Genomic DNA, 25,854 nt, shown 5'->3' on the forward strand with positions numbered 1-25,854 from the left:
CATCAACTTATGAAATACCAAGGAATTAAAACGATCATATATATCTTTCTCACAGCATCATTGTTTACGATTTCTTCTTGTGGAAAGGAGTTTTTGAACTTGACTCCTATTGACGACCTATCGGGTAATAATTATTGGAAGCGGGAGCGGGATGTCAATCAGTATGTTCAAGGTATATACAATACGTTCAGAGATGCTACTATGCAAATGATGTTTTTCCCAGCATCCGGTGATTTGAGATGTGCCCCTATCAATCGTACGTCAGCGACTTCCGGAGCAGGGCGAGATTATATTTCGCATGTGATGAACAACAACCTGAATGCGGCCATATATGGGGACTTCAGTTATTTTGGGTTTGACAAGATTACGCGTTGGAACCTTTTTTATAAAATGGCGCAATCGGCAAATATTCTTTATTATGAAGTTGGGCAAATGGAAAGCTCCATATTATCGGATCGACAACGTGATGCTTATCGAGCAGAGGCTGTATTCTTGCGAAATTTAGCCTATTTCTTTATGGTGCGCCTGTATGGTGATATTCCGTATTATACTGAAGCCTACCAAAGTTCGCCCTTGCCACGTACCAACATGATCCAAGTGTTGAAGAATGGGCTAGCAGATATGGAGCAGCATTATAAAAATCTACCTTGGACGTATGATGATCCGTCTATTGTGGCCGTACGGGCTATGCGCGGCGCGGGGATTACCTTGATGATGCACATGAATATGTGGATTGCGGGATTTACAACAGAAGATAAGATTCCATATTACGAAAAAGTAGCAGAATTGGGTGGTGAGATTTTGACCAATGGGGGGGCCTATGAATTGTTACCATTAGAGCGAACCAAGGAGATTTTTAAAGGGAGGACTAAGGAAGGGCTTTTTGAAATCGTTCAGAACTTGAATTTTGGTGAAACTTTCCATCTATCGGCCACATTTGCGGATTATGTACTGCGAGCACCTAATAAAGTAACTACCCGCTCCTATATCTACTATGATACAAAGTTCATGGAAACACTGTATCCTCGTGGCGAACAGGACAAACGTAAAACAGTCTGGTTTGACGAATATATCTACAATACCGATGGGATGATGCAGATGTTGAAATTTGTGAATGTATTTATGGAAGAAGGGGAGGATTACAACCCCGATGATAATCAGATTGTCTTTCGATATGCCGATCCTATACTGCTAAGAGCAGAGGCGTTGGCTGAGTTGAATCGTGAAGATGAAGCTCGCGAGGCAGTCAATATGATACGTCGGAGAGCTGGAGCAAAGCTTGCTCAGACAGAAACGGGAGAGGAATTGAAGGACTTTATATGGTGGGAGCGGGTGCGAGAATTGATGGGAGAGGGACATTTTTACTATGACTTGGTAAGGACTAAAAAGGTAGTCAATTCAGACTATACTTCCAGGCCAATGAACGTCGTAGCCTTCAATTCTGGTGGGTGGACTTGGCCTATACATAAGGATGCATTGCTCAATAATCCGTTTATGACACTTAATAATTTCTGGAACTAGTTTTAATGATAATGAAGAGGTATTTTAAATATATAGGAGCATTACTGATGACAATATTACTATTGTCGGCATGTAAGAAGGATTATTACCAAGACGGTGGTATACACGATCCGAAATTTAATGGGACGATTATGGATTTTCTGGAATCCCGACCTGAGCTTTTTGATACATTGGTGCGAATTGTAAAGATTGCAGGACTGGAACCCACACTCGAGAATGAAGAGATTACCTTCTTTGCACCACCCAATGCGTCTATTGGTAAGACCTTAAGAAGTCTGAATCGTAATTTATATCTGGATGGCCGTGATACAGTCGTAGAATTGGAGCAAATCAAACCATCGGTATGGAAACACTTCCTAGGGATGTATATGATGCGGGATAAATATATTTTAAAGGACTTTCCACAGTTGGACACCTTGAATATGATTGCATTTCCAGGGCAGATATACTTGACCTATAATGATGAACCAATGAATGTTGGAGTGATTTACAACGATGTCATCACGACCAATTCAGAAGGAGTAAAGCAAATCGTGAAGTATGCGGGATATAGACAGCTCCATATTTCGAGTATGAATAGTTTTAGTATAAGCGGTTTAGGTGTGGCTCCTGTCGCTACTTCTGATATTCAGCCTCACAACGGCAGTGTACATGTGCTGCAATTTAGTAAACACGGCTTTGGATTCAACAATCGTGATTTTATTGATAAGGTGTATGCAACAGGAGTTAGTCCACGGACCAATTAATTATTAATCGAAGTAAATTATGAGAAGCATTGTTTCTATTAAAAAAACCATTTTTCTTGCTACGATTTGCACCGTGACTTGTGTGCTATCTTGTACAAAAGAAGTGGAGATAGGCAAAGATCCGTATGAAGGAGGGAAGGAGCCTTTGGGGGTAGCATTTACCAAAGCTTATTCAGACCCGGAGTTGGCTGAGCCTGGAGCGGAGGTAACCTATTTTGTCAAAGGGCTCAAACAATATGAGGGACAATTTGACTTTACAATCAATGATGTTCCTGTAGTGGTAAAGTCATTAAGTGATTCCACTATTCAGGTTATTGTACCTGAGCTAATCAGTTCGGGAACTGCCAAAATAAAGATGAAAGACCAGTTGTTCTATGGACCTAGATTGCTCATCGAAGGGAATGTGTCAGTAGATAATAATTTTGACGTAGTGAATGGCTTTAATGGAGGGGTGAATACTATACTTTCCCATTCTGGAGGTTATTTAATTGGTGGTTTTTTCACGAACTATGAGAATGAAGCAAGTAGCACAGTCTTCAGAAATGGAATCCATTTTATTAACAGCCTCGGAAAGACCGGAACGGGCTTTGAATTTAGAAAAGGATTTGATGGGGTGGTCTCTGATATAAAAAGGCAAAATAACATGTTTGTCGTTGGGGGCTCCTTTTCTAAGTTTCACAACAGGTCCCTCAATAATCTTGTGCGCCTTAATGCTGATGGCAAGATAGATTCTGTAGTTGTAGAACTGCTGAACTCGACAGATAAACCTGAGAATGGATTGGATACGGTATCGGCACTCAATGCCGGTACGATGGGGGGAATAGGGGGGGGCACTGTCCAAGGCGGATCTGTGAGGCGTGTATTTACTGTTGCCGACAATAAAATAGTGGCAATTGGAGGTTTTCACTATCACACGCGTGTTGATTATCGGTATTCATCTCGCGATCAAAAAAGAGAAGTATTGACTCCTGCGCGTCATATCATGCGCATTACCTCTGATGGCACACTTGATTCTGCTTTCAACTATAGTAACGTAGGTGCCAATGGTGAAATAACGGATGCTGTAAAATTAAGCGGGGACAATATTGTCGTAGTGGGATCTTTTACAAGCTATAATCAAAAGGCAGTACCACGTATTATGAAAATTGATGCCACGGGTAAAGTCGATGCCGGTTTTGCTGTCGGGACTGGTGCCAATGACGCTATATTTTCTATTCAATACAATGAAAATCGTAAAAAAATGATTATCACTGGGCGATTTACGTCCTTCAATGGACAACCTGCGAAAGGTGTAGTCGTACTCAATGAAGATGGCTCGCTAGATCCAACCTTCAAGTTGAAAGACATAGGCGAGAGTTTCTTCTATTATGGTTATATCTTGAATAGTGGCAAAGTTTTATTGTCAGGAAGCGTGGATAAGTATGACGGCGTTAAACGGTCGAACTTGTTGATTCTAAATGCAGATGGTACAGCAGAGCAGAAATACAATAATATAGGTCTCTTTGGTGGTATGGTCAATACGGTCGTGGAAACTACTTCTTCGCTTGGACATCCTGCCATTTTATTAGGGGGAGCGATTGGAGTCGTGGAAAAGAAGATTATATCGGGTATTGTTAAATTGGAAATAAAAAATTAAGGCTGACGATTATGAAAGAGCAAATTATAACCATAGGAAATAAAATGCGAAGTGTCGCATACGCGGTTTTGATTCCAATAAGTCTGTTGATGACAATATCTTGCAACAAAGACTTTCCGAAAATATTAAAAGAATATCCTACAGACTTGCCCGCGGAGGCTGGGCGTACCAAGGTATTGTATATATTGGTTGATGGGTTGCGGGGGAAAGCCGTCCAGGATCTAGAGCCGCCAACACTCAAAAGAATAAAGCGTAAATCACTCTATACATACGGCGCATTAGCCGATACCTCGCGGACGGTCATGACCAAAGAGTCGGGCTGGGCGACCTTGCTTACAGGGGTAGAGGCGCACAAACACGGTGTGGTATCCGATGATTTGTCTTTGGCTAAACTGACGGAGTTTCCGACGCTATTTGCTCGTGTAAAAGCAGAGAACAAAGGGTATACTTCTGTCGCCTTTACTTCTTCGAATGAGCTAGGGGCAGCTTTGACCAAAGATGCGGATAATCAAAAAAGCTTCGCTGGAGACGATGCCTTGACTTTGCAAAATACCATACAAGAATTGCAAAATGGACAGAGCGATATTGTATTTGCCCAGTTTGGAGATGTAGAAGAGGTGGGCAAGCAAAGTAGCTACGAAAGTACGGATCCTCTCTATGCTGATGCTGTTAAGGACATCGATACTAAGATCGAAGCACTTATCACAGCGATGGAAAAGAGAGCTTCATTCGAACGAGAGGAGTGGCTAGTCGTCATAACCTCAAGCAAAGGTGGCGAAGCAGCTACTACAGTAATCGACAATACCGTATATGGAGATCCCGTGCGCAATACGTTTACGATGTTCTACTCACCTAAATTTGCCGAAAAGGTATTGGCAAGACCCAACTCGACAGAAATCCCATTTGGGGGAAATGCGTTGCGATTTACCTATGGTGCTACACCAGTAAATGCAAAACTAGATGATGTGAACGCTTTTAATTTTGGAAATGACAAAGATTTCACTATCACACTGTTCATAAAAAGCAATATTCCAGGGGGTAATTGGAACTATCCCATCTTCCTGTCCAAGCGAGTGGAAGGCTTTGCAGGGGCGGGTTGGAATATGTTTGGGGAGGTAAGGGACGGCAAGATGGCGTGGGGATTTAACTCTGCTCTCGGCTCGCAAGTGTTTGGGACACAAATTAATGATGGAAATTGGCACTCGATGACCATCGTTGTCGATCGTACTGGAGATGCAGATTCTGTAAGAGCTTTTACCGATGGTGTATTTAATCAAGGAGCAACTGCTGATTCGGACAATCTAGATAACACATCTCCCCTGGCAATGGGGAGATGGCCAGGCAATAATAATGCTGATCCAGATGTTTTGATGGCAAATTTGCAGGTTTACAACACCGCCTTCACACGTAAGGAGGTAAAAGACCTAGCCGGTATAACACACGTTGACGAAACCCATCCCAAATATTCGGCTTTGATTGGTTATTGGCCGGGATATGACGATGTAGGCAAGAGTGTACTTACAGAGGTCACAGGCCGTGCTGGCGATATGAAGATTACAGGCCCATACAATTGGATGAGTTTTGGAGATGTGGTGAGTCATTTTAAACCTCCAATTACCTATGCTTTCTACCGTGTAGTGCCCAATTCGGTAGATATTTCATTCATGATATATAAATGGATGGGAATCAATACACCTGTTTCATGGCAGTTAGATGGAAAAAGTTGGGCTCCATTATTTGTGGATATAAGAGATTAAGAACAGATAAATCGATGATGACGATGAAAAAGAAATATGTAACAGGACTTCTCGCAATATTGGGCTTCCTAGCATTGAGTTCTTGCGGAAAATATGGATATGACTTTGAAAATGGATACCAACAAGGAGATTCTATTCCCTCGGATATCGTGACGGATACGACGATGTTTGAAGCAGATAAGAGTCTGTATCACCGAGCACGGATTTTTCCAGGCCTAGTTGGGGAAAATGTGTACCGTACGCGAGACACGACCATACGTATGGATTTCAAATTTGAATATGCCTCCAGTTTTGAACGAATGGTGAGTGTGGTACCGCAACCCATATTTAGTACAGGTGTATATGCTCCGGCGGGTGAATTGATTAAGATTATTGTTCCTGATGGAGTTATTGGACTTACGGCACAGATAGGTGTGCATATGGACAATTTGTCCGGAAAAACGCCTTTGCGCAGGGATCCGATAATATATACGGTCAAGGAACTGTTTCCAGGGACAAACTATATAAAAAATCTCTACGGAGGGACCTTGTGGCTCCGCACCAATATTTCGAGGGATACGCCCGTTGACTTGAAAATGGCAGGAGTGGTAAGGGCTTCTGATTTTGTACATGGGGTGACCGATGTGGGTAAATGGAAGGAAGATATACTCAAAAATGAGGTGCCGTGGATTGAACTGAGGGCGAAAAGGGTAGTATTCAATGTACCCCGAAATGCTATAGTGGGGCTTATTAATGAGGGTAAGTTGTCAGATATCAATGAGGTGATGGCTGAGTGGAATGTCATCTACGAAAAGGATTACTACGATTGGATGGGGTTGACACCAAATGCAGCAGAACTTAAAAATAAATATCCTACTTTGCCCGAACGAGGGGTATTGGATATCCAATTAACTGGCGGATATGGACACTCTGGCAATCCATGGGTAGCCACCAACGATAGGGGCTGGCTGAATGAGTGGGTCGATCTAGCCACCATCCGCGCAGGACAAAATTGGGGGACCTACCATGAGATTGGCCACAATTATCAACAAATTGGTGCATGGAGTTGGAATGGACTAATTGAAACTACAAATAATTTATTTGTATTCAAAGGTTTACATCGTAATGGAATCCAGAATATTGGAAATGCACATCCAGCATTGAATGAAGCTTTCACCGCTGCACTCGCATACGCCAAGCAACCCATTTCAAAAAATAGTATTACGGACGAAGCCGCCAACGGTGACAATGCTCCTTTCTTTAAGATTACGCCTTTTTTACAATTGTTTAATAAGATAGAAGGCAAAAATGGAGAAGATGGATGGGAATTTATGCCCTATTTATACAATCAGGCACGGAATGTGAAATATTCATTTGGGCTGGATGAGGCCAAGCGGGACTTTTTCTATAGGACTTTGTGTGATTATACTGGAAGAGACTATGCCCGATTTTGCGCCGCATGGGGCATCGGTGTGAGCGGAATAGCAAAGCGCGAAATGGCAGCAAAATACCCACCAATGGAAAAAGCCATTTGGGAATACAACCCATTGAATGATACAGGAGGCGATGGTGCCATGAACCCAAAGGTGGATTTATTCAATACCGAATGGAAGGTCTTGTCAAAAAGTACAGAAGAGCCTTCTGGAGAAGGTACGACTGACGGTAAAGTTATTCATATGATTGATGGTAATGCTAATACATTCTGGCACTCGCAGTGGCAAGCGCTTACAGCTGCGCTTCCGCATACTGTCACTTTTGATATGAATGTTAGCCAAGCAGTCAAAGGGTTCTATTTGGTCCCAAGGCAGAATAGTTCGGGACAACGGCCTAAGAATATTGAAATCCAAGTCAGTGAGGATAATCTGACTTATACGACCCTCACTGCTGCTGATTTGGAAAGTGGCTATTCATTCGATATGGTCAATGATGCAACTCGTAAAGAATTTAGATTGAAAACAAGACGGAATATTCGATATTTCAAGATTTTCTTTAGAAATACAAATCACAACGGATCGACACATCATGCTGTTGGTGAAATTGGGGCATTTTATGATGTGGATTAATGGATTGTAATTAACCTAAATGACAATGAGAAAAATAAATAAATACAAGTGGAATCGTTGGCTCGCTGTTTTCATGGTGGGACTGGCTTTGGCAAGTTGTACGAAATATAATAACCCAGCACCGGAGTTTGAGGAATATGAGCAAGATGTGGATTCTAATCAAGTGAAGCGGAAAATCCTGTTTATTTCTATAGATGGATTGGTCGGGAGCGAGTTGGAGAATAATATTCCCGAACATCTGGGGAAACTAATGGAAAATGGAAAATACTCCTTTGTCTCCTTAGGAGATATGAATACCTCTGACCCGTCCTCGTGGGCGACGATGATGACGGGAGTCAACTCTAATAAGCATAAGATTACGACAGATTCGTATATTCCAACTCCCGATCCTAATCATCCACATGATAGTGAAGATTTCTACCCTTCTCTTTTCTTTCGGATTTCGGAACAAAATCCCTATTTGAGTTCTGCGGTTATCACGCGTACATCGGCTATGAACAATATTTTGTTGATGGATGCTGACGAGGCACAAGCACTCGATTCAGATGAGAAAGTAAAAAGCTCAGTCGTCGAAGAATTGAAAAATGCAAATGCAGACCTACTCGTGGCGCAGTTTACCTCTGTGCAGGAAGCAGGCACGCAAACCCAATTCTCATTTGATAGCCCAGAGTATAAAAATGCCACATTAAAAGTAGATGGATACGTCGGCGAAATAATGACTGCGCTTGAGTCAAGAAGTAGCTACGATAAAGAGGAATGGTTGGTAATTGTCACTTCTAATCATGGAGGGCTAGGAAATAGTTACGGTGGTAGTTCGTTGGAGGAACGTAATACATTTGCTATCTATCACTATAAAAAATTCCAAAAACAAGAATTGAAAGCAGAGACCCTCATGGCACCTCGCTTCTATGGCTACGACAACGCAGGGGTGACTGCTATGAGAGCTCGGAATACGACGGTGTCTCCGCAAGAAGTTAATTACAATATAGCTCGAACGGGAGAGCTTACGGTAGAGGCTAAAGTTAAAATCAACAAAAAGGCGGACGGTAGCTATTCCTACAGTTGGCCGCCATTTTTAAGTAAAGTGAATGCTCGAAGTGGAAGTACAGCAGGCTGGTCTTTTTTCAGATCTGGAAATAATGTCTCATTCTTCGTCGCTGATGGAAGTGCTAAGATTGAGATTGGTGCTGGAGCTGTTGGAGTGGATGAAGTTTGGACGCATATTACGGGAACTTTCTCTCGAATAAATGGTATTCCAACCGCCAAATTCTATATCAATGGTAGGTTGGCGACATCTGGAGAGCTAGCAACGCTGAATGTTAACAATGTATTGTCCACGAGTCCTTTGACGTTTGGCTTCCAACCTGAAGTCTTTTCAGATCAATACTTGGATTTTTATATGGCTGACGTCCATATTTGGAATGTAGCTTTAACTGACGAAGAGATTTTGCAAAATGCTAACCGTGTAGGTCTGGAAGACAATCATCCCAAAAAGCAATTTTTGGTAGGATACTGGCCTTTGGACAAAGTAGAAGAAAATGTCTTTAAGAATAAAGTATCAGGACAACCTGATATGCCTATTCTTGGAAAAGCAAGCTTCAATATTTTTGGTAATAATTTGCCATATGTAGACCCCGAAAAAGCTATTTTGATAAAGAGCGAGGACATCACGATGCAGATGTTGTACTGGTTCAATATCAATGTAAGAGATAGCTGGGGACTAGAAGGCCAGAATTTCTTGAAAAATTTTGAATTAGAATTTTTACAGTAACAAATAGTTGTTTACAGATGAGATTAAAACTAAAATTTTTGACCCTGTTATGTGCGTTGCTCGCGAGCATGGTCGCATGCCAGAAAAATACATTGATATTGCCCACACAGCTTCCAGAGGAAGAAGAGGAGATTAAATCAATTATAGCGGGACCTGTCGATATTAAAATAGAGGGTACCTATGATTTTAAATTTAAGGTGGTGATGCCCTCCGTGAGCGATAGAGTAGAGAAGGTAATCATCAAATACACGGAAGTTGGGCAAGCAAAAGAATTGGTCATACAGGATTTTACCAAAAATTACTTTATTCAAATGGCCGATATCAGTGAGTACGCCTTTTCATTGCAATACTTTGCTAAAGATGGCACCCCTTCTAAGATCGTGGAAAGGAAGGCCACGAATAAGGGCTATTTAGTGGAGCATCTTGCGGAGAACTTCGAACTATCAAAGGAGTTTAATAGACTGCGGCTGATTTGGGACAATGAATCTTTGACGCCAGTCACAGCCACTGTATCTTACAATTCAAATGGGGAAACGCATGTAATGAATGTGGAGAATTCAATAGCATTGAAGGATACGCTGGAGACGGTGGCACTCAAGGCGGGAAAGGTAGACTTTGATGTCAAATTTAAAGATGGTACTGGTCGGGAGAGTGCAACGAAAACCTCATTTGTGATGTTAGATAGGAGTTACACAACTCAAGCAGATAAGGCGAATTGGTTAATATCAGCTACTGACGAACATAATGCAACATATGCTCCTACTAAACTCATCAATGGTGTAAGTACAGGAGATGATCATTGGCATACCAATTGGTACCCGGATCCAGCAAAACCATCAACTGTGTTTCCATTTGAAGTAGAAATCACAATGGAAGAGTTGATTATGGTCGATCAAATTACACTGTATAATAGGACTAATGGGTCAAATGATGGGGTAAAGACGTTTGACGTGTATATGAAGGCAGAAATTTCAGAAGAATATGAGTTGGTGGCTAAAGATCTTGTTCAGATACAAGATAAAGGAGCAAAAAAATCATTTGATTTACCTACGAGCAAGCCTGTTAAACGTGTCAAGTTTGTGTTTAAAGATGGATGGCCGCGAAATAATGTGGCTGAACTTTATGCCCACTTGGCTGAGATTGACGTGAAGGGAATCTTAGAATAATAGAATGGAATTTATATTCCCTAAAAGGAAATCTCTTTTAGGGAATATTTCTTAAACATTATAAATGCTTCTCTGTCATACTACATTAGCGGAGATTTCTCTCTTCATTATTTTTGATTTGACGCTCGCGATTGTAGCACATTTTGTCTAAGTTTGGATATCCAGACATGATGACTATGAAACAGCTGAATCTACTCTTTGCTTTTATCCTTTTTTCGGTACTTGCCCATGCACAATATAAACCTCAAGTAGAGTTTGGGGCTAAGGCAGGGCTTGCCTTTCCTACCTTCCAGTTTGCCGAAGGAGGTAATCCCAAAACGTATGTGTCAGGCTTTATTGGCGGGTTTGTCGACTTGCCTATTGCACAATCCTTCTCGATACAACCTGGGGTCACGTTGAGTGGTAAGGGGTATAATGACAAGTACTTTGAGAGTGAAACCGATTTTGGACAGTTGAAGACCCGGTTGTTGGTGGTCGATGTTCCAGTCCATTTGGTGGGCAAGATGTTGATTGGAGACGATCAGTTGCATTTTGGTGTGGGGCCTTATATAGGATTTAATGTGGCGGGCAAACAAAAGTTTGAAGGACAGGGAAATCGCTACCCCGAAGGAACGATCGATTTCGAATTTAACAAGAAAGATTTTAAAAGACAAGACTACGGAATCAGCCTCATGGCCAATTATAAATTTGATAATGGTATGTTGGTAAATATGGGCTACGGACTAGGTTTAGCCAACCTGTATGGTAGTGAGGTCGATAATAAGGTCAAAAATAGAGTGCTTTCCCTTGGTGTGGGAATACAGCTCTAAGAAAATTGTGATATAACGATAAGGGGGCAAGGATGTATCCTTGCCCCCTTATCGTTTAATAGTAGACGATATTATTCGCCAATGGCGTAATATTTGAATCCGATACCTTCCAATACTCTGCGATTCAACAATTTTCGGCCGTCGAATACAAAGGCGGGCTTTTTCATCAGTTCTTTGATTAAGGTCCAATCATAGGTCTTGAATTCATCCCACTCTGTTAATATGGCGATTGCATGGGCATGTTTAACGGCCTCCATTGGATCGGTGACGACCGTTACCAAGCGGCGGTTTTCTTCGGGCGTACGAGTATGAAGATAGTCTAGGTCGGCATATATTTTTTCAACGGGTACCTTTGGGTCATATATGACCAGCTCAGCTTCCTCATTCAAAAGATAGTCGGCCACATAGATTGCCGCTGATTCGCGGGTATCATTTGTGTCCTTCTTAAAAGCCCATCCATAGCAGGCTATTTTCTTGCCTGATACGGTATTGTACAGTGTTTGGATAATATGATCGGCGAATCGATGCTTTTGGTGGTCATTCATCAAAATGACTTGCTCCCAATAGTCTGCCACTTCGTGCAGATTGTAACTTCGGGCAATGTATACCAAATTCAGAATGTCTTTTTGGAAACAAGAGCCTCCGAAACCTACAGAAGCCTTTAAGAATTTAGAACCTATACGAGAATCCATACCGATTGCTCTGGCTACTTCATCGACATTCGCCCCTGTTTTTTCACAAAGCTCCGAAATGGAATTGATGGAGGACACGCGTTGAGCCAAGAAAGCATTGGCCGTTAATTTGGATAGTTCCGATGACCACAGATTGGTCGTAATGATGCGATCCTTGCTCACCCAATTCTCATAAATAGCAGCAAGTGCTGTTATCGCATTCGCATCTTCTCCACCGATAAGGACACGATCGGGATGGAGTAAATCTTGCACGGCGGTGCCCTCTGCGAGAAACTCAGGGTTGGATAGGATGTGAAAATTGACACCATTGCCTGTGTTGTCCAAAATGTTCTTTAGTGCAGCAGCAGTTCGTACGGGCAAGGTAGATTTTTCTACCACAATCTTGTCCGAAGTCGCAATTTCGGCAATTTGTCTAGCGCACAACTCAATGTATTTAAGGTCTGCAGCTTTCCCTTTTCCCTTTCCATAATTCTTGGTGGGGGTATTGACGGATATGAAAATCATATCGGCTTCGTCAATAGCCTTTTCAATATCTGTCGAGAAAAATAGATTGCGCCCCCTTGCTTCGGCAACGATATCCGCGAGACCAGGCTCGAAGATAGGGAGCAAATCTACATTGGAATTATTCCATGCTGCAATACGGGATTCGTTCATATCTACAACGGTTATCTGTATATCAGGGCATTGTTGGGCAATCACGGACATCGTGGGGCCACCCACGTAACCCGCACCGATACAACAAATCTTTTCTATTTTTTTATTCATATGTGCGCTATTTTTTATTCAAACTCCACATACCAACCATAGTCATTACTGTCGGTACGGTCTCTACAATATGTTTATTGGAATATAGTTATACACTTCCTGTCTGTATTCAAATGTAGGCGTGGATGCTACGCTTTATACTGACAGCTACGTGAATGCGAAGTAAAATTAAGCAAATGAATTGAGTATTGCGTAATCTCCAAATCGTATTAACGGTCTATATTTTGGAAAGATGGGTGTCGAAGACTCCCTATTGTTTTTTATTTTCGATTCGTGAATGCAAAGCATTTTTTCTAGGTTTACATGAATATCCCAAAGTAGAAGAAGAGCTGTGATTAAAAAGGAGACCATAGAGAAAGTATTGGACGCTGCCCGTATCGAAGAGGTGGTTGGAGAATTTGTGGATTTAAAGAAAAGAGGGACCTCATTAATTGGCAATTGCCCTTTTCATAATGAAAAGACACCGTCATTCCACGTTTCCGTCGCCAAGGGTATATACAAATGTTTTGGATGCGGAGCCGGAGGTGATTCCCTAAAATTTGTCATGGAGTTGGAAAAATACTCCTATCCCGAAGCCATTCGATATCTGGCCAATAAATATCATATTGAAATTGAAGAACAGGAACGTACGCCTGCACAATTGGCGGCTCAGGATAAAAGAGAGAGTCTTTATGTCTTGAGTCAGTGGGCAGGGAAGTTTTTCAAGGAGAATATGTGGAATACAGATATGGGACAGTCTATCGGCTTGTCCTATTTCAAAGAACGGGGATATCGGGAAGAGGTTATCAAAAAATTTGAATTAGGGTATTCTCCAGACCAATGGACAGCATTGGTTGAAGCGGCCAAAGCTGCTGGGTTTCATGAGTCTTTTCTAAAAGAAATAGGATTGGCTATTCAGCGAGATGACGGTAGTTTGTACGATCGTTTTAGAGGTCGCGTCATGTTTCCAATCCAAAATCTTACCGGTAGGATTATTGGATTTGGTGGGAGGACGCTGAAGACTGAAAAGAGCGTGCCCAAATATGTCAACTCACCTGAAAGTGAAATCTATCACAAGTCGGACGTCTTGTATGGACTCAACTTTGCCAAAAAAGCCATTTTAGATGCGGACAACTGTTATTTAGTTGAAGGATATGCCGATGTGCTTTCGGTACATCAAGCAGGGGTGGAGAATGTAGTTTCATCCTCGGGTACCTCCCTGACCTCGGGCCAGATTAAATTAATCTCTCGTTTCACAAAAAATGTAACCATTCTCTATGATGGAGACCAAGCAGGTATTAAAGCATCATTAAGGGGTACTGATATGCTGCTGGAAGAGGGTTTGAATGTCAAAATTCTTCTTTTTCCGGATGGGAATGACCCCGATTCGTATGTGCAAAAATACGGATCGGATGCCTTTAAGAAATATATTGCCGATCATCAAGAAGATTTTATATTCTTCAAAACTAACATTCTTTTAAAAGATGCCAAGAACGATCCCATAAAAAGGGCGGAGGTGATCCGGGATGTGGTAGAGAGCATCGCATTGATTCCAGATGAAATTAAGGTCTCGGTATTCATCAGGCAATGTAGTGATTTATTGGATATCGAGGAACGTGTATTGCTCTCCGAATTGAACAGCATCCGGATAAAAAAAGCGAAAGACGCAGATAAGAAGAATAAGCGAGCGAGCGAATCTGCAGCACAGATGGAGATGGAGGGACCTCCTCCGGATTTCTTCATGACGGATGAAGAAAGAGGCGGTGCTGCACCCGTTGTCGAAGATAAGATCACACCTGAAATCTTACAGGAACGAGAAATAGTACGTATACTGCTCAACTATGGCGATTACCTCGCGACATGGGAAGGAGATGGGGATATACCAGTCGCACCTTTGCTGTTGGGGAGTATAGATGATGTTGGATTTGAGGACAAACCAAGTGCTTATATTATACAAGTGTATAAGGAATATGCCGAACGCTATGAAATACCACAGGCCAAGATGTTCTTTTCACATGAGGATTCCCAAGTAGCAGATTTGGCAATTAGTTGCGTTGCGAGTCCTTATAGCTTGAGCCCAAATTGGAATGATGATAAAAGAAAAATTTATATCAAATTGGAGCACGAACAATTAAAAAATTTGGTTGTTCAATCGATATACCGTATCAAAAAAAGGAAGGTCGAAACCGAAATGCACAAAATAAGGGAAGAATTGAAAGTGACAATGGATGCGGCTGATATGGAAATCTTAATCAGTAAGTATCAAAAGCTTAAGGAAGCAGAGAAATTGCTTGGTGATTTTCTTGGAAATACGATTGTGAAATAAGACATGGCAAAGCACCTTGAATATGGCATACAAGGAGAGCAGTTAGCGACAGAAAGGCTGATACGCGAAGGATATCGGATTGTCAAACGCAATTGGAAACATAAACATTTGGAGGTAGATATCATTGCTTATGACGGTGCAGTATTAGTATTTGTTGAGGTGAAAACTAGGCGGTCTCTAGCTTTTGGAGAACCCTCAGAATTTGTCGATATCCACAAACAGCGTAAGTTGATACGAGCCGCTGATATATACCTAGGAGGGTGTGAGCATATAGGAGATATTCGATTTGACGTAGTGTCTGTTTATTTGAGCGATATTGTAGAGATAACGATAGTTAAAGATGCATTTTGGAGTAATTGATGCTGATTTTCCATAAAAATGCTGGTGTAGGTCTTCTAGCTGTGCAGTGTCGGGTTTGGGAATACAAAGCATTTTTTCTAAGTTTGGATAGATTAAAATAGATGATATAAAATCATAATCAGATGAAATCATAAAGATTTATTCAAACGGAGTGACACGAGTTCATGAATACCACTAAAAAGCAAATGGTGTATGAATAATCAAACTTTAGGCTGAATAAATCGGATAGCTTCATCATCTTAAAAAAACAAATTTAATACGGATGAAAAAAATATTAGGCCTCTGCTCATTAGGGATGCTGTTAGTCTGCAGTTGTTTTACAAATAAAGGAAAATTGGAATTTGTTGCTCCAGAGTCTGGAAAAGTAATCGTTATTGGGCAACAGGTTAATTTCAAATTGAAATTTCCTACGGTAGCCCTCGATTCAGTAGTATATGCTGTTGATGGTAACATTGTAGGTCGTAAGAATGATACCACGACTTTGGTTGTCGATTCTCAAACAATTGGTCTAGGAACCAAAAACCTCACCGCCAAAGTGTATGTTGATGGCAAAGAGGATATCGCTTATAGTAACGTGATAATTGTTCCTGAATCGGCAAAGCAATACGGATTTGAAATCGTCAACACCTTCCCGCACGACACGTCGGCCTTTACACAAGGTTTAGAATATGCTGATGGTATCTTGTATGAATCTACGGGGCAATATAATTATTCTTCAATTCGAAAGGTGGAGCTTACGTCGGGTAAAGTCCTTAAAAAAACAATGCTTGATGCGAAGTCTTTTGGAGAAGGGATGACATTATGGGGCAATAAATTAATCCTATTGACCTGGGAAGAGAAGATTGGAATCGTATTCGATAAAAATACATTTAACCAGATTGGTACATTTGAATACGGCAATAGTAAGGAAGGGTGGGGACTCACGAATGATGGAAAGCGGTTGATTAAGTCAGATGGTACGAATATGATTTATTTTTTAAATCCGGATACATATAAAGAGGAGAGTTCCATAAGCGTATATGACGATAAGGGTCCTGTCGACAGCCTGAATGAGTTGGAATACATTGACGGAAAAATTTATGCTAATGTCTACGGTCAGGAAATTATCGTTATCATCGATCCTACGACAGGAGCTGTCGAAGGGCAGATAAATTTGGTGGGGATGTATACCAATCCAGAGCGTAAAACCTATGATAATGAGTTAAATGGTATCGCTTATGATAAGGATGCAAAGCGTCTATTTGTAACGGGTAAAAAGTGGAACCAGTTATTTGAAATCAAATTGAATGAACGATAGTCTTCAACTAGTATAACACACATCGGCCCTAACATATCATTAGGGCCGATGTGTGTTATATGAGGTCGTGTTCCGTCACTGTTTTTATCAATGCTGTCATGTTTCTAGCCTGGAATTTGTGCATGATTCGCTTTCGATGAGTTTCTATGGTCAATGGACTTAAAAATAACTTATCTGCAATAGCTGTGGTCGTATTACCCTGAGCTATGAGTTGTAATATTTCTTTTTCCCGTTTGGTCAATTTCGGGAATGACATCGTTTCACTCAGTGTGGGCCGTGAGATAATATCCTGTACACTAGGACTAAAGGCTGGTCTACCCGCTACAGCTTCATTAAGTGCTGACTTTAAATCTTGAAGGTCAATGTTTTTTAATAGATATCCACTTGCTCCATTCTCAAGCATTCTTAAGATAATACTTCTTTCAGAATGATTGCTGAGCGCTATCACTGAGATATTTGGATATGCTTGTTTGATCTGTAGACATAGGTCTATTCCGCTGATATCCGGTAGACTAATATCTAAGAGTATAATATCAACTTTATTATGCTTTAAAAAGTCCAGCAAATCTTGGGCGAGGGTGAAACTTGCTACTATACTATAAGTCGGACTCCCATCTAATAGGCGGTTGATACCTTCCAGCACAATCAGATGGTCGTCAAGTATAGCGATGCGGATAGGGACATTAGACATACAGCTCAATGTTTACGGTAGTACCCTCACCCACGGAAGAGTGGATATCAATCCGGCCATTGAGATACCCAACGCGATTCCGAATATTGTGGAACCCCATTCCATTTTCCGAGTCAAGTGTCGATGTATCAAAGCCTATCCCATTGTCTTCCATTGTAAGCAGAAAAGTGTGTTCCTCTTGGCTGCATTGTAGCAATACTTCTGACGCCCTCCCATGTTTGCGCGAATTGGTCAATAACTCTTGTATGATTCGATAGATGTTGAGCTGCGTCTGTTCGGGGATGTGTTTCTGAATGTCATATGCTTGAAATGAAATCTGCAGATGTTCGCTAATCATCGATTCACAGAGGTCACGAATGGCCGTTTCGAGCCCAAATTTGATTAAATTAATAGGCATCATATTATGAGCAATACGTCTTAACTCGGAGACCGAGTGGTCCAATTGTTTGATAATGGGATTCAAATCCGTAGCCAACACCTGCGCTCCACTTTCTTCGATTTTGCCCGAAAGATTCATTTTTAGACCGACCAAGGTACCGCCTAAGCCATCATGTAGGTCTTGAGCTAAGCGTTTTCGTTCGGTCTCTTCGCCAGCCATTAATGCTTTACTGTACTTTATTTTTTCGGTCTGTTCAATCTCTTTTAATTGTTGAATATGATTTTGATTTTGTTCCTGTAGCAGTTTTCTGTTGTTTCGATAATACAGATAGGAGATAATGGCCATAGCCAAAAGCAAGATACTCATAATCGCCAAAGACCAAGCGGTTAGTTTTGTGTTTTTTGTGTCCAGGTCTGCCTCCCTTTTCGCAGCTTCAAGTTTTGTGATTTGCTTCTCCTTTTCGGCAGTGTTGTACTTTGCTTCAAGGTCGCTGATTTTGACATCTGTTTCATTTTTATGTAGGCTGTCAGCGAGTGCATTGTATTTTTTTGACCAAAAATGTGCCTCGGGAATGTTATTGGTCAATTCATGGATTTTCACCATCTGACCATAAATTTCTTTTTTGGAGTTTAGATCTTGCAGGATACTGTTTTCAGGATTGCTTAACGCTGTCAGGATTTTTTTTGCCTCTAGATACTTGCCTAGCTCTACTAGTACTTCATATTTTCGAAACTGCATCATCTGTTGCATATGGAATTGATTATTATGCTTGGTGCTTTCGATTCCTTTATCAAGCGTTTTTATTGCTCCTGAAAAGTCTTTGGTATACAGGTCATAGGTGCCTCTTTGGTAGTAATAGTACGATGCATTTACCGATTCTGGATAAAGTTTTAAGAGATCTTCGGCTTTATCTAACGTTTGACGAGCCTTTTTAAAATTTTTGAGTTGAATATAATTATCTGTTGCGGTGAGGTAGGAGAGGAAAAGGGTTGGTGAATTGGGTTTTGCCTTTTCCAATAACTCTATTGCTTTTGTATTATACCCCTCAGATTTTTCAAATTGCCGGCTATACATCAACAATGCACCCAACTGCGAATAATAATGAGCTCTTTTCTCCAAGTTATCAGTTTTATCAGCTAAGGGGATAGATTTATTTAGTAAGATGTCCGTGACAAAATTGTCCCCTTTTTCAGCCCTGACCATTAGCGCATAGTTGTACCAAGAGGCGGCTCGTACCAAAAGAGCACCTGAATGATTGTACGGACGTATTATTTGTTCTGCCTCTTGATAAGCTTTTGCTGCTAAAGGTTTATTCCAATTAAAATAATGCTGACCTAAATAAAAATGATATAACCCTTTCAGATACACCTGTCCAGAAGGTGGAGAATCCTCAGAGAAGACGAGCGCTCTACCTTTATTAAGGGCATCTCTACTTTTAGTTGTATCCTTAAAACGCCAGTAATCCGAAATGAAAAAATAAGTGTTGGCTTTGATACTGTCTGAAGGTGTAGTCTTGATGACGTGCTGGAGACTGTCTAGGAATTTCTTTTCATCCATCTGAGACAGAATCTGCTGGGATCTAGCCGGCAACCAACTAACTATGAGTAGTAACAAGAGTAAACGGATATACATGCGAGTCTAAAATCTATAATGTGCCAAAGTGATATTCCTATCTAAATTATAGAAATTTCATAACACTCCATCACCTACCTGCAAAATTACCCGTTTACAGGTATCTTAATTAGTAATCGACAATTGGAAGCCCGATCAAGGCATTATCGTTTTGGGGACAATGGAAAATTCGATTTTCTCTGTAAGGGGTACATATGGAATTGTCGCTTGTTCTTCTAGTCTATCCGTGAATAATATGCCGTAGAGGTGGTCTACTTCATGTTGGAAGATTACCGCAGTAAACCCTTCAATGTTTTCTTCTATTATGTCACCTTCCGAAGATAGATACTGCAGTCTGATGGAATAGCTACGTTGTACGTCTTCTTTTTTGTTCGGAATAGATAGGCACCCTTCAGCACCTTTTCGACTTAGCTTAGAGCGCCAGATGATTTTTGGATTGATATAAAACTCAAATGGATTGTCCGTTTTATCAAATCTTTGAACCCAAATAGCATTTTTACTGATGCCTACTTGTGGAGCTGCAATTCCAACGCCGAGATGGTCAGGGTCATTGACAGTAGCGTACATCCGTTTGGATAAATGTACGAGCAAAGGGTCATCATGCTTGATATCTTGGGAAGGAGTCTTGAGAATCTCCAAGTCATTGGTATCCGTTACCTGGAGTACGCGCATCGTTTGACTACTATCCCCGGCATTGATGAGCTCTTGTTCCGCTTTGCTAAAGCTTTTTGCAATAGTTTTATTCACAGTTCTTTCGTTTTTTGGTCCCTTATATTTTTTCTCCCCAGCTTCGATTATGATTTGTAATTGATTTTCGGCAGGCGGTTGTGGGCATCGATAGCCATTGCTATATGCGCAGTATGGATTATAAGCTTTATTGAAGTCGATACTTATCATACTGTTTTTGATGTCTTTGATGTCAAGGTCGATATAGCGCCCTCCTTCATAGGTCTGCTTACCATTACTCTGGTCTAGAAAGGGTAAAAATAAATGGTCTTTGTAAGCAGGGTTTTGAAAACGGGCTGCATTTTGGTACGTTGTTAACGTAAATTCTTCCTCTTTTAATGTAAACTTCAATATTGCATATCGACGATACGCATTGCTAGTGCCATCATAAGTTGGCATAAGAAAGCTCGGCTCGTTAGGCAGTAGTTCCACCTTTGCGATGACTTTGAAATCCTCATTTGCGGTGAAGTATTCAATATATCCAATATCTTGGGGACGTAGTGGGCCAAAGCCATCCTGTTTTAGACTATTTTTTTTGATGGTCCAAAATTCGTTTATCTGAGTCGTATATGATTGTGCATCAGCGAGGGTGTATAGGCAGATGCATAGTATAAATGAAAATAGAAACTTCATTAATAGCGGAGTTATAAAAATATTTTGACAAAATTATCAAATTTGTGCGGTATAATAGATGTACTTATTGTCATTTTAGATTGGCAATGATGTGGACAATAGATTTAAGTCTAATATGGACACGTAATATCTTCGCTGGTTATGAGAACGGAAAATGATAGAGCTGCAAATCCCTTTATCTATAATAGCTTTGGTCTGAGTTTCATCAGTTTTGTGAAAATGATGGATAGATAAAATCATCTTTTTTATGATGAATTTATCTAAGTTTGTAAAAATTAAAAGATTACTATGCGATTAATGGCTTTTGACTATGGCACTAAACGGATTGGTATTGCTGTAACCGATCCACTTCAGATTATAGCCAATGCGCTCACGACGATCCATCCCAATACTATCCTTGAGTTTCTAAAGGAATATTTGGTAAGCGAACAAGTAGAGACTTTTGTGGTCGGGATGCCTCGACAACTTGACGGCACGGATTCACAATCAGCCTCCCATGTCGTAGGATTTATTAGGTTACTTAAAAAGACCTATCCCGATATCCCTGTTGTCCAGGTTGACGAACGATTCACTTCTAAAATGGCATCTGCCGTAATTGCGCAAAGTGGATTAAGGAAGGGAAAACGCCAAGAAAAAGGATTGGTGGATACCGTATCGGCAACAATAATCCTACAATCTTATATGGAAAGCCGCAACTTTATCTAAGAGTAAGTACATCCAATCAATTGAGCATACGTTACTAATGTGGCAAGTATCAATAGAGAGGGTGCTTTAAATAGTTTTTTAATAACAATATGATATGAGTAACATTAATTTTTTTGCTGAAGAGACGGATTTTAAACCTAAAGAAAAGCAAAAGATTCGTCAGTGGGTTCTGGAAACAGTCAAATCCGAAGGATATAAGCGCATAGCAGAATTGAATTTTATATTCTGTTCAGATGCTTATTTGTTGGAAATTAATAAGCAGTATCTCCATCATGATACCTTCACTGATATTGTGACTTTCGATAGTTCCGAAGATGAGCAGGTGATTGCTGGAGATATTTTTATCAGCATTGAGCGTATTCATGAAAATGCCGCCAAATTCAAAGTAACAGAGCGAGACGAGTTGCACAGGGTCATCATCCATGGGGTGTTACATCTATGTGGGTATCCTGATAAGAAAGTAGAAGATAAGAAGCTGATGACGAGTAAAGAAGACTTATATTTGGGAAGCAGGACGTTTTAACGTCGATCAACTAAGAGTCTGTATTAAGTTATATCGTGATTTTTATGTAAGCGCCTTTTCCCTTGAAGCTTGTTCTCTAAGATAGACATGCTACTATCAAAGGGTGAAGAGTAAGTAGCGCCTCTACCTTCAATAAACTTCACGAAGTTGTAGCCGTAAAGTAACCTGAAAGACTATTTAACCAATTTTAAACAAGCGTAAGAAACGGGTAGTATTAATAATTACTTAACATAAAGCTGATTTTGGGTTTATGAGAGAGCACTACATTTGTGACGAATATTAATTTAGATACAAGACGGAATAAGTCGATTCAATATCAATCGGAATGATTCTAAATCTTGTAGACGATAAGACAACCTATTGAGCCGCAGTGTAAAGTATCCCTATCGGAGCCGAGCAGTAAGTTGCCGCTATACATGGTGGCAATGGTATTTACAGAAAGCCCTCATCAACAGATGAAGAACCGAGTATAAGGAGTTCAAAAATGCAAGTGAAGCTTATACTCATTATTATAAAAGAAGAAGATGAGACCATCAGGGTTTGTTTGATACCACACAGTGGAATGAAATCGATCGGATAGCTTTCTCGCCATTAAAAAAGCAATTTATACGGATGAAAAAATCAACAATTCTATTTTCACTATTAGCTATCGCAGCATGCGTGGAAGCCCAGGAGATCGTCAGAGGTACGGTCTTTGCCGATCTCAATAATAATGGTCGCTATGATAAACAGGAAAAAGGGATTGCGGATGTCTCTGTCAGTAATGGCATACAGGTTGTACAAACCGATGCGAAGGGGAAATATGAATTACCAGTAGGGGGAGATAATATCATTTTTGTTGTCAAACCGAAAGACTTTAGCACTCCGGTAAATAGTCAAAATCACCCTCAGTTCTACTATATTCATAAGCCTGAGGGGAGTCCAACTTCAAAATATCCAGGGGTAGCACCTACAGGAGCACTGAAAAAAGATGTGAATTTTGCATTAATTCCTTCAACGGAAAGCCAAGATTTTTCTGCCTTTGTATTTGGTGACCCCCAAGCGTATACCGTAGAAGAGTTAGATTTTTTTAAACGCGGTGTTATTGATCAAATAGCGGATAAGCGCATGGCAAAATTCGGAATTAGTCTAGGGGACCTTGTTGGAGATGATTTGAGTCTACACCCAGCATATCTTTCTACCGTGGGCCATATGGGGTTGCCTTGGTATCAGGTGATGGGAAATCATGACATGAACTACGATGCACAGACAGATTCACTATCTGATGAATCATTTGAAGCGACTTTCGGACCCAATAACTATGCCTTCAACTACGGTAATGCTCATTTTATTGTGTTAGATGATATCTTGTATCCCCATCCTACTAAGCAGAAGGGCTATCAAGGTGGATTTCGCAAAGAACAGTTGGATTTTGTGGAGAACAATCTAAAATTTGTTCCCAAAGACAAGTTGATTGTCTTGGCATTTCACATTCCCTTGCTAATGGAGAATCAAGATGTCTTCAGGAGAGAAGATAGACAACGACTGTTCAATATATTGGCATCATTCCCACACACACTTTCCCTGTCCGCGCATACGCATTTTCAAACACAGAATTTCTATGGGGAAGCAGACGGTTGGAAACAAGCGAAACCCCATCATGAATACAATGTTGGTACAACATCCGGCGATTGGTATTCGGGTGTGAAAAATGAAATAGGGGTACCCGTGTCTACCATGCGAGATGGCACCCCAAAAGGATATGCTATCCTGAATATTAAAGGCAATCAATATACCTTTGATTACAAAGTAATAGGGCAGGATGCAGAGTACAAGATGGCGGTATACGGTCCAGCTGTAATTGAACAAAAGTATGTCGGACGGTCACCATATTTTGCAAATTTTTTCATCGGTCATAAAGATGATAAAGTTCAATATAGATTAGATGGTGGAGATTGGAAAGATATGCAGTATACCGAAGAGGCCGATCCGGATTTCGTTTTCTCCGTATTGCAGTACGACTTGGCCAAACAATATAGAGCAGGTAGACGCCCATCAGATGGGGTAAAATCAACACATCTTTGGAAAATGAAATTGCCCAAATTAAAAATCGGGATACATACCTTAGAAATTCAAGCCGTCGATATGTTTGGTCGGAAGCACACAACATCCAAAGAAATCGATGTCGTTAAGTAAAATTACAAGACGCAAGCAATAAAAAAAGCCCTGCTTTCTAAATAAGCAGGGCTTTTTTTATTGTTTGTGTATCGATTAAAATCTCTCGAATTGAGAAAAGAAGAAGTTACCTTCGATAGCAGCATTTTCATCTGAGTCAGAACCGTGCACAGCATTTGCATCAATAGATTTTGCATATTTGTTACGAATAGTTCCTTCAGCAGCTTCGGCCGGATTAGTTGCGCCTATAAGAGTACGAAAGTCTTCAACAGCGTTTTCTTTTTCCAAGATTGCCGCAACGATAGGGCCCGAAGTCATGAAGCTTACCAAGTCACCGTAGAAAGGACGCTCTTTGTGTACAGCGTAGAAGTTTCCAGCTGACTCGTTAGTCAATTGAATGTATTTCAAAGCTACGATTTTGAAACCGCCTGAAATAATGTCGTTTAGGATTGCACCGATATGACCATTTGCTACTGCATCTGGTTTGATCATGGTGAAAGTTCTGTTAGTTGCCATTACAATTATAAAATTTTTGCAAAGGTAAGAAAAATTTGAAAACAACCCATTGGCAATAATTTCCTTGTCAAATCAAATACACCTGCCCATCACAAGCTATGCAATACTCGATACTAATTCTTAACTTTGTCCTATGGCTAAGAATCTGACTGTAACGATAGATAAGGATTCAGGGTTCTGCTTCGGTGTAGTGTATGCTATAGATATGGCCGAAGAGATTCTGGAAGAGGATGGTTATTTATACTGTCTAGGAGATATAGTACACAATGATGAAGAGGTCGCTAGACTAAAAGCTAAAGGTCTACGGATCATAAGCCATGAGGACTTGCCCAATCTCCAAAATGAAAAGGTATTGATTCGTGCGCATGGAGAAGCGCCCGAAACGTACAAAATAGCCCTGAAGAACAATATCACCCTGATTGATGCCTCTTGTCCCGTTGTGCTGAAATTACAGAATCGGATAAAAACATCACATGACGATGATGAGAAAATTCTCATTTTTGGGAAACATGGGCACGCTGAGGTTATTGGCCTACAAGGACAAACCAATAACGAGGCCTTGGTTTTTCAGGATATCAACGAGTTGGATCAGGTTGAACTACCATCCAGTTTCACCCTATATAGCCAAACCACCAAATCGGTAGATAAATTTTACGAGATTAAAGAAGAACTGATTAAGCGGGGCTACGATGTCAAAGCCAATGATACCATCTGTAGACAGGTATCCAATCGCTATGAAGACTTAGGTGAATTTGCCCGTCAATATGATAAAATAGTATTCGTCTCCGGGAAAAAATCTTCCAATGGAAAGGTACTCTATGACGTTTGTTTAAAAGCTAATCCAAATAGTTACTTCATTTCTGGTGTCGATGAAATCGACCAAACGGTATTTTCGGAAGGCGATACTGTGGGTATCTGCGGCGCTACCTCTACTCCAATGTGGCTGATGAAGGATGTCCAAAAAGCACTGCAAGGTCTATAAACTCTCGTCATGGGAGTTTCATATTCTTGGCACTCAAGACCGCTCG

At 40.7% G+C, this 25,854-nt stretch carries 20 protein-coding genes; 15 read left to right on the forward strand and 5 right to left on the reverse strand.

Features of this window, described 5'->3' with window-relative positions; all coding sequences use genetic code 11:
• The first annotated feature begins 9 nt into the window (after nucleotides 1-9).
• The 8 genes from OQ289_RS02050 (at nucleotide 10) to OQ289_RS02085 (ending at nucleotide 11,448) form a co-directional block, all read left to right on the forward strand.
• Entirely contained in the window at nucleotides 10-1,521 is a 1,512-nt protein-coding gene (locus tag OQ289_RS02050; RefSeq protein ID WP_270089213.1) for a RagB/SusD family nutrient uptake outer membrane protein, read from the forward strand.
• 47 nt (nucleotides 1,522-1,568) lie between these two features.
• Complete coding sequence (locus OQ289_RS02055) at nucleotides 1,569-2,267, forward strand: fasciclin domain-containing protein (protein ID WP_270089214.1); 699 nt, start codon at nucleotides 1,569-1,571, stop codon at nucleotides 2,265-2,267.
• 19 nt (nucleotides 2,268-2,286) lie between these two features.
• Nucleotides 2,287-3,903: a DUF5008 domain-containing protein gene (locus OQ289_RS02060; RefSeq protein WP_270089215.1), complete on the forward strand. Its 1,617-nt coding sequence runs from the start codon at nucleotides 2,287-2,289 to the stop codon at nucleotides 3,901-3,903.
• An 11-nt stretch (nucleotides 3,904-3,914) separates the two neighbouring features.
• Nucleotides 3,915-5,660 (forward strand): DUF4983 domain-containing protein, encoded by a 1,746-nt coding sequence (locus OQ289_RS02065; protein WP_270089216.1) that lies wholly within the window; start codon nucleotides 3,915-3,917, stop codon nucleotides 5,658-5,660.
• A gap of 23 nt (nucleotides 5,661-5,683) precedes the next feature.
• On the forward strand, nucleotides 5,684-7,702 hold the full coding sequence (locus OQ289_RS02070; protein ID WP_270089217.1) for a M60 family metallopeptidase: 2,019 nt from the start codon (nucleotides 5,684-5,686) through the stop codon (nucleotides 7,700-7,702).
• 25 nt (nucleotides 7,703-7,727) lie between these two features.
• Nucleotides 7,728-9,473 carry a LamG-like jellyroll fold domain-containing protein gene (locus OQ289_RS02075; protein WP_270089218.1) on the forward strand — a complete coding sequence of 582 codons (1,746 nt, stop codon included), beginning with the start codon at nucleotides 7,728-7,730 and terminating at the stop codon, nucleotides 9,471-9,473.
• A 17-nt stretch (nucleotides 9,474-9,490) separates the two neighbouring features.
• Nucleotides 9,491-10,639 carry a discoidin domain-containing protein gene (locus OQ289_RS02080; protein WP_270089219.1) on the forward strand — a complete coding sequence of 383 codons (1,149 nt, stop codon included), beginning with the start codon at nucleotides 9,491-9,493 and terminating at the stop codon, nucleotides 10,637-10,639.
• 176 nt (nucleotides 10,640-10,815) lie between these two features.
• A complete protein-coding gene (locus tag OQ289_RS02085; protein WP_270089220.1) occupies nucleotides 10,816-11,448 on the forward strand; it encodes a porin family protein in 633 nt (210 codons plus the stop codon).
• Nucleotides 11,449-11,519: 71 nt separating this feature from the next.
• Here the strand turns inward: OQ289_RS02085 and OQ289_RS02090 are convergent, their stop codons facing one another.
• The gene (locus OQ289_RS02090) at nucleotides 11,520-12,905 is read right to left on the reverse strand and encodes a nucleotide sugar dehydrogenase (protein ID WP_270089221.1); all 1,386 of its coding nucleotides are present in this window, start codon (nucleotides 12,903-12,905) and stop codon (nucleotides 11,520-11,522) included.
• A gap of 331 nt (nucleotides 12,906-13,236) precedes the next feature.
• Here OQ289_RS02090 and dnaG point away from each other — a divergent pair, with 331 nt between their 5' ends.
• The 3 genes from dnaG (at nucleotide 13,237) to OQ289_RS02105 (ending at nucleotide 16,867) form a co-directional block, all read left to right on the forward strand.
• Complete coding sequence (dnaG, locus tag OQ289_RS02095; RefSeq protein ID WP_270089222.1) at nucleotides 13,237-15,210, forward strand: DNA primase; 1,974 nt, start codon at nucleotides 13,237-13,239, stop codon at nucleotides 15,208-15,210.
• 3 nt (nucleotides 15,211-15,213) lie between these two features.
• Nucleotides 15,214-15,570, forward strand: a complete 357-nt coding sequence (locus OQ289_RS02100) for a YraN family protein (RefSeq protein ID WP_270089223.1) — start codon at nucleotides 15,214-15,216, stop codon at nucleotides 15,568-15,570.
• Between the two features lie 262 nt (nucleotides 15,571-15,832).
• Nucleotides 15,833-16,867: a glutaminyl-peptide cyclotransferase gene (locus OQ289_RS02105; RefSeq protein WP_270089224.1), complete on the forward strand. Its 1,035-nt coding sequence runs from the start codon at nucleotides 15,833-15,835 to the stop codon at nucleotides 16,865-16,867.
• Nucleotides 16,868-16,922: 55 nt separating this feature from the next.
• On the opposite strand, the gene OQ289_RS02110 is transcribed toward OQ289_RS02105, so the two are convergent.
• The 3 genes from OQ289_RS02110 to def all read right to left on the reverse strand — a co-directional run bounded on the left by OQ289_RS02110 (nucleotide 16,923) and on the right by def (nucleotide 20,928).
• Nucleotides 16,923-17,558, reverse strand: a complete 636-nt coding sequence (locus OQ289_RS02110) for a response regulator (protein ID WP_270089225.1) — start codon at nucleotides 17,556-17,558, stop codon at nucleotides 16,923-16,925.
• Nucleotides 17,551-19,551 carry a tetratricopeptide repeat-containing sensor histidine kinase gene (locus tag OQ289_RS02115; protein WP_270089226.1) on the reverse strand — a complete coding sequence of 667 codons (2,001 nt, stop codon included), beginning with the start codon at nucleotides 19,549-19,551 and terminating at the stop codon, nucleotides 17,551-17,553. Before OQ289_RS02115 ends, OQ289_RS02110 begins: the two co-directional genes overlap by 8 nt.
• A gap of 153 nt (nucleotides 19,552-19,704) precedes the next feature.
• Nucleotides 19,705-20,928: a peptide deformylase gene (gene def / locus OQ289_RS02120; RefSeq protein WP_270089227.1), complete on the reverse strand. Its 1,224-nt coding sequence runs from the start codon at nucleotides 20,926-20,928 to the stop codon at nucleotides 19,705-19,707.
• Nucleotides 20,929-21,216: 288 nt separating this feature from the next.
• Here def and ruvX point away from each other — a divergent pair, with 288 nt between their 5' ends.
• The 3 genes from ruvX to OQ289_RS02135 all read left to right on the forward strand — a co-directional run bounded on the left by ruvX (nucleotide 21,217) and on the right by OQ289_RS02135 (nucleotide 24,331).
• Nucleotides 21,217-21,633: a Holliday junction resolvase RuvX gene (gene ruvX / locus OQ289_RS02125; protein WP_270089228.1), complete on the forward strand. Its 417-nt coding sequence runs from the start codon at nucleotides 21,217-21,219 to the stop codon at nucleotides 21,631-21,633.
• Between the two features lie 94 nt (nucleotides 21,634-21,727).
• Nucleotides 21,728-22,156 (forward strand): rRNA maturation RNase YbeY, encoded by a 429-nt coding sequence (gene ybeY, locus OQ289_RS02130; protein WP_033563528.1) that lies wholly within the window; start codon nucleotides 21,728-21,730, stop codon nucleotides 22,154-22,156.
• A gap of 612 nt (nucleotides 22,157-22,768) precedes the next feature.
• Nucleotides 22,769-24,331 carry a calcineurin-like phosphoesterase family protein gene (locus OQ289_RS02135; RefSeq protein WP_270089229.1) on the forward strand — a complete coding sequence of 521 codons (1,563 nt, stop codon included), beginning with the start codon at nucleotides 22,769-22,771 and terminating at the stop codon, nucleotides 24,329-24,331.
• Nucleotides 24,332-24,406: 75 nt separating this feature from the next.
• Here the strand turns inward: OQ289_RS02135 and OQ289_RS02140 are convergent, their stop codons facing one another.
• Nucleotides 24,407-24,826, reverse strand: a complete 420-nt coding sequence (locus OQ289_RS02140) for a nucleoside-diphosphate kinase (protein WP_270089230.1) — start codon at nucleotides 24,824-24,826, stop codon at nucleotides 24,407-24,409.
• Between the two features lie 133 nt (nucleotides 24,827-24,959).
• On the opposite strand from OQ289_RS02140, the gene OQ289_RS02145 reads away from it, so the two are divergent.
• On the forward strand, nucleotides 24,960-25,808 hold the full coding sequence (locus tag OQ289_RS02145) for a 4-hydroxy-3-methylbut-2-enyl diphosphate reductase (RefSeq protein WP_270089231.1): 849 nt from the start codon (nucleotides 24,960-24,962) through the stop codon (nucleotides 25,806-25,808).
• Nucleotides 25,809-25,854 lie beyond the last annotated feature (46 nt).

This window comes from Sphingobacterium sp. SYP-B4668 (assembly GCF_027627455.1).
GTDB lineage: Bacteria > Bacteroidota > Bacteroidia > Sphingobacteriales > Sphingobacteriaceae > Sphingobacterium.